Raw genomic sequence first — 2,503 nt, forward strand, 5'->3', positions numbered from 1 at the left:
GAATTATAAATATATAGACTACTAAAAAGGGAGGTCCATAAATATGTGGAAGAAAACATTACTTATTTTTTGTTTATTATTTTCTATTTCTTTATCCGAAGGTGGCTTTGCATCTGCTCAAACAATCCCATCAAATGAAATGACTTCAAGTTTCTCTTACATTTTAAAGAGAAATGCCTTAATTATGGCTTATGCTGCTGAAGAGGCTAAAGAAGAAGGCACTTATCCTTGGAGTGTTGGATTGGCATTTGCCGAAAAAGTAAAGCCTGGTGGTGAATGGGATTATAAAACAAAATTCGGAAGAAAAAAACAGTTCATTTACAATGGCTACTTGATGAAAGGTGAAGACTTAGGAAATATTCACTTTGGTTATGTAGCAAGAGCTGGAACAATACCAATTGAACTATTAGCTGATATTGAAGGAGCTTACCAAATCTGGTATAGCGAGGAATTAAAAGGATGGGCTGATAATTATTTTGATCAAGAAAATGATGAAGCAGGTAGAGCATATGGGGTTATTTTATGGGATAACAAATTGCTTCCGAATCCCCAAGATCCACCACCTCCACCGGTGAAGCCTTTTGATCCTAGTGCAGAGAAACAAAAATTTAATGCTTTAACTGTTCAAGAAAAAACTAAAATTAAAGCAGATATACAACGTATCTCTAAAGAATTATCAAAGTAAATATATAAGATTTTGATAATGTAAACTGACCTCATAAATAGGGGTCAGTTCTTTATATTCCTCAAATATGCAATTATGCATATTTAAGGAATTCAATTGCTATAATATACCATTTATTCTAAAATGTTATAAGATTATGAATTAAGGAGATGCGATATGAAACCTATTATTAAAGGGGTAAGCATGAGTGTTTTAGCAATGAGTCTTTTACTTCCTTCTACTGTCAGTTTTGCGGATGAAAACATTGATTCTAGTCAAGACAAAAAAACTGTTGTCACATCAAAACCACCATCATTAGATCCTGAAGAAGGAAAAAAAATCCTTGAAATCGGAAAGGAAAAAGCTAGGAAAGCTTGGGAACAAGAAAATCAAAAAAATAAGATAAACAGAATGCGACCACCATCTGAAAGCTATTTTCGACCTGTTACACATTTTAAACAAAGTGATTGGTTTTATTGCGGACCAGCATCAGCACGCAGTGTTCTGACTTTCCACAAATCAGATAGTGGATCATCATTTCCAATACCAACTGAAGAACTTCTTGCTTCTTTAATGTTAACAACTAACCAAGGAACAAATTCTCTTAATTTGGCTTGGGGATTAAATGCATACAAAGACAATTATGATTTTGCTGATAGTACCTATGGAGCTATGAGCCCTAGTAGCATTAGGGAACTAGAAGTATTAGTAAAAAACAAATTATCAGATGGAACGAATGTACCGATTGTGCTGACAAATACACAACACATGGAACGTTATAAAAGAGCAGAAAAGAACTATAGGCATTTTATAGTAATTAATGGCTATCATGGTGCAGATAGAACAATGCAAATTGTCGATCCTAATCACAAATTAGATAAAGATGGAAAATCCTTAGGTGGTGTATATGAGGAGAAAGTAGACGAGAATGGAAAAGGAGTAGGAAAAGCCGTTCTAAGTGCAACAGGTGGCAATCCAACATTAGTATATTGAGAAATTTTAAAATATTATTGTTTATTCTATGTCTAGGTATACTTGTATCTTGCAGTCAAAACAAATCAAATATAAAAGAAAAAGAGCTTAATAGTACCTATACAGAATTAAAATTGGATTATGAAAACTATTACATGGCATCTACATCCAATAACAAAATGTACTTACCTGTTTCTGATAATACTAAAGAACGTCTACCTAATAAACTTCTTGCATATAATTTCTCTAATCAAACAGAAGAGACTATATTTCATTCGAAAATGGGTAGCGAGGCAAATATACAAGGGGTACATGCCAATGAAAAATGGTTATTATGGATGGATACCAATGCTATTGGATCAAAAACCATTCTATACGCAAAAAATTTAAGTAATGATAAGGAAAATCAAATCCATAAAACAAATGAAATTATAGAACCTTATCTTTATAACCATTATGTATCATGGATGGAAATTAATGAAGGTCAAAAAAATGCAGATATTATTCTCTATGACCTAGAAACCAATACAAAAACGAAAATAGACACTGTACAATCTTATGATACAGCTAGTACTGCACTTCATATGAATGAAGATAAATTAGTCTATACTAACTCTACTGAAAAACAAACTACCATAAGCACATATAGCTTGAAAAATAAAAATATAAACAAATATGTAGTTCCACAAAATAATGTTTTAGCTCCTAAAATTGTAGGTAACAAAATAGTCTATGTAAGCTTATCTAACGATGAAAAAACAAGTGAAAATTCAATTGAAAGTTATTTCATTTTGGATATGGACTCTAAGCAGGTAACACCACTCTCTATTGAAGGGGTAAATACCCAACAAGGAGATGGGATTGGAT

2 protein-coding genes and 1 pseudogene are annotated in these 2,503 nt (G+C 32.2%); all 3 read left to right on the forward strand.

Translation table 11 applies throughout. The features are described 5' to 3' along the window. Window positions 1–43: 43 nt before the first annotated feature. A complete protein-coding gene (locus ABWK52_RS28305) occupies window positions 44–685 on the forward strand; it encodes a polymorphic toxin type 44 domain-containing protein (RefSeq protein WP_086400825.1) in 642 nt (213 codons plus the stop codon). 156 nt (window positions 686–841) lie between these two features. Beyond that, on the forward strand, window positions 842–1,657 hold the full coding sequence (locus tag ABWK52_RS28310; protein WP_086400824.1) for a C39 family peptidase: 816 nt from the start codon (window positions 842–844) through the stop codon (window positions 1,655–1,657). Window positions 1,658–1,791: 134 nt separating this feature from the next. After that, window positions 1,792–2,503 (forward strand): annotated as a pseudogene (locus ABWK52_RS28315) (hypothetical protein); the annotation flags it as partial.

Source organism: Bacillus sp. AP50 (genome assembly GCF_040492675.1).
In the GTDB taxonomy this organism is placed as follows: Bacteria; Bacillota; Bacilli; order Bacillales; family Bacillaceae_G; genus Bacillus_A; species Bacillus_A cereus.

What these genes read in the sequence shown, in the direction of transcription:
- ABWK52_RS28305 (WP_086400825.1), top strand. Translation starts at nt 44, where the DNA reads ATGTGGAAGAAAACATTACTTATTTTTTGTTTATTATTTTCTATTTCT.
- ABWK52_RS28310 (WP_086400824.1), top strand. Translation starts at nt 842, where the DNA reads ATGAAACCTATTATTAAAGGGGTAAGCATGAGTGTTTTAGCAATGAGT.